3 protein-coding genes and 1 pseudogene are annotated in these 2,817 nt (G+C 69.5%); 1 reads left to right on the forward strand and 3 read right to left on the reverse strand.

All coding sequences use genetic code 11. The annotated features are described in order from the left end of the window. Nucleotides 1-1,410 (reverse strand): annotated as a pseudogene (locus tag VJN29_RS02785) (hypothetical protein); the annotation flags it as partial. Nucleotides 1,411-1,609: 199 nt separating this feature from the next. Here VJN29_RS02785 and VJN29_RS02790 point away from each other — a divergent pair. Then, nucleotides 1,610-1,879: a hypothetical protein gene (locus VJN29_RS02790; RefSeq protein WP_324142047.1), complete on the forward strand. Its 270-nt coding sequence runs from the start codon at nucleotides 1,610-1,612 to the stop codon at nucleotides 1,877-1,879. A gap of 37 nt (nucleotides 1,880-1,916) precedes the next feature. Here the strand turns inward: VJN29_RS02790 and VJN29_RS02795 are convergent, their stop codons facing one another. Next, complete coding sequence (locus tag VJN29_RS02795) at nucleotides 1,917-2,345, reverse strand: DUF7144 family membrane protein (protein WP_324142048.1); 429 nt, start codon at nucleotides 2,343-2,345, stop codon at nucleotides 1,917-1,919. A 313-nt stretch (nucleotides 2,346-2,658) separates the two neighbouring features. Further along, the gene (locus tag VJN29_RS02800; RefSeq protein ID WP_324142049.1) at nucleotides 2,659-2,811 is read right to left on the reverse strand and encodes a transporter associated domain-containing protein; all 153 of its coding nucleotides are present in this window, start codon (nucleotides 2,809-2,811) and stop codon (nucleotides 2,659-2,661) included. Nucleotides 2,812-2,817: the final 6 nt, after the last annotated feature.

Raw genomic sequence — 2,817 nt, forward strand, 5'->3', positions numbered from 1 at the left:
ACCGTCCCGGTCACCAGCTCGGACTGCCAGGGCGAGTCTCGCGACATCGGCCAGGGAGCTTCGTGAGTCGGGCGTGCTCAGGGCCTCGATGTCGACCGCCAGCTCGCGGGCTCGATCATGGCGGCCCAGCATGCACGCCACTGCCGCCTGCGCGGACACCAGGCGGTGGCGAAGGCTCGGTGGAGTGCTCTCGGACGGTGCATCGGGATACGCGGACAGCTCGCCGACCCACCGCTCTCCGTCGTGGAAGAAGATCTGCTCGAAAGCACCTCGCTCGAGCAGGTCCGTGGCGTAGGCCCAGTCAGCGGCACGCAAGGCGTGCTCCAGTGCACCGACGGGGTTGCCCTGCCCGTCGTGCCATCGGGCGGCCCGGCCCTCGATGCCGTGCCGGACGCCCGCCTCCTCTCCGCGCAGGAGGTGACGCAGCACCTCCCGGAAGAGGGGGTGGCTGCGGAACCATACCCCGTCGTGGCCGACGGGGCTGACGAAGGAGTTGGCGGCCGCGAGCGCCGAGAGCAGCGTGCCGCTTCCCGTGGACTCGCAGACTGCGTCGGCCAGCTCACCGCAGACGAGATCACAGCTGCTGGTGCGGATGAGGAGACGACGGGTCGTCGGGTCCAGCGCCGCGAGCACCTCCTCGACGAGGTACTCGCCGATGCTTCCACGGTCGATGGCGAACTCGTTGACGAAGCGCTCAGGCTCCGGGCTGGCCTCCATGCGAAGGGCCGAGAGCCGGACTCCGGCGACCCACCCCTGGGTGCGTTCGGCAAGGAGCGCACGAGACTCCGCCCCGATGGTGACCCGATGGATGCCCAGCAGCTCCTCGATCTCGGGCCCCGTCATGGCCAGGTCGCCACTTCGCAGCTCTCCGAGCTGGCCCCGGATGCGGAAGCGGTGCAGCCGGATCAGCGGATCGCTGCGTGCGGCCAACACGACCCGCAGTCCCGGGGGTGGGCGGGTGAGCAGTCCATCGAGCGTGGCGATGACCTCAGGGTCGGTGACGAAGTGCGCGTCGTCGAGGACGAGGACCAGCGGGCTCTCCGGATCGCCCGAGGCGCTCTCGAGCTGGCCCAGGGCCTCGGCCTCTGCCGAGCGCAACGGATCGTCCAGGTTCATTGGCGGCGCATGGCCCGACTGCACCAGGGCCTTGCAGACCAGCGCCCAGAAGGCGGCGGCACTGTTGTCGGCAGGGTCGAGCGAGACCCAGACGAGTCGACGCGGCCGCGATCGCGACCACTCGGTGAGCAGCACGGTCTTGCCGGACGCGGGTCCGGCGCAGATCAGCGTCAGCGGGTTGCGCTCGACCGCCCCGTCGAGAGCCGCGACCAGCCGCGGACGAGGGACATGCTTCGCCGGGAGGGCGGGCACGAGGCCCTGACGCGCACGGAAGGGGTAGTACAGCGCATCCACCCCCTAGGGTCTTCTCGGCCGCTGAGCCGGGCCTCGGAACTGCACTTGACCGGATCTGAGCGTAACGCCGGTTGGGCCCATTCGTCTGCAATGCCGGGAGGCACGCGCCGACGGGGACTGACGCCGTCCGGGCCATGTGCCCACCTCATCCCACATGGGTGATCACACTCGCGGACCAGGCCGACACCCTTGGAGGAACGTGAGGTGGGAGGTCGTGATGGCGGCGGCACGAGCCAGCTATGAGGTCCGCGTGGCGGGCGTCATCGGCCCGGCTGCCCGGGAGATGTTCGACGACTTGGCGATTCGGGTCGAGCCCACCGCTACCGTGCTGGCGGGCACGCTCGACCAGGCCGCCTTGCACGGCCTCATCGAGCGGATCCAGGCCCTCGGGCTGGAGCTCATCGACATCACGCGCGTGCCATCCCGTCGCTCGACGACGGCGCGCTCGGATCGTCACGCAGCCGAATAGGGCGTGCTTCGCGACCTCGGGCCAGGCTCGCAGGGGCTCAGTCGACCGAGTCCTCCGCGCACAGCGCCCACATGATGAAGATGCACAGCGCGATCATCACGACCGACCACAGCGGGTAGATCGGCAGCGACACGAAGTTCAGCACCATGGCAATGGTGACGATCGACAGGCCGACGATGCGCCCGACCAGCCTGCCGGCGAGGATCGCCCCGCCCACCGCGGCGAGCACGACACCCCAGATCAGGTGCAGCCAGCCCCACGTCGTGACGTCGAGGGCGAAGATGTAGTCCGGCGTGTTGACGAAGAGCGTGTTCTCGAAGAGCGCGGTCAGTCCCCGGAGGAACTCCAGGATCCCCAGGACCAGCATCAACGTCCCGGCGAACAGGACCACGCCGTGCCCCCAGCCGCGACGTGTCTCCGTGTTGGCTGAGGTGGATGGGGTGGATGAGGTGGATGAGGTCGACATGAATCCTCCCGGAGTGATGGTGGGAGTCCATCCTCTTTCGCGGTGGCTGATCCCAGCCTCACCCGTTCCGCATGAGACGTGGCCACGGGCGACGGGAGTTGCCCACTCGACGGGAACGGGACCGCGCTGGGACTGAGCGGGCGCGTGGGGGCGAGCTCAGCGGCATACGGCCTGATCTCGGTGCTGGTACCCGAGCAGGTTCACCCGCCCTCGCCCGGCCGGAGATGACTGACGCAGGAGTCGGGAAGCCAGTAGTGGGCCGTATGCCGCTGAGCCCGGCTGCGCTCGTGGGCCGGCTCCGCCTCGGGCTGGGTCAGTCGCCGGCCGCCTGCTCCTCATACCTCCTCGGGACGAGGCGGACCTCGGTGATGGCGTGGTGCCCCACTGCCGTCACCTCGACGGTCCAGCCGTCGATGTCCACCGTGTCGCCGGGCTCCTTGGGAATGCGACCGAGGCGGTGCAGCACGAGTCC

The sequence above is a fragment of the Intrasporangium sp. genome, assembly GCF_035280925.1.
In the GTDB taxonomy this organism is placed as follows: Bacteria; Actinomycetota; Actinomycetes; order Actinomycetales; family Dermatophilaceae; genus Intrasporangium.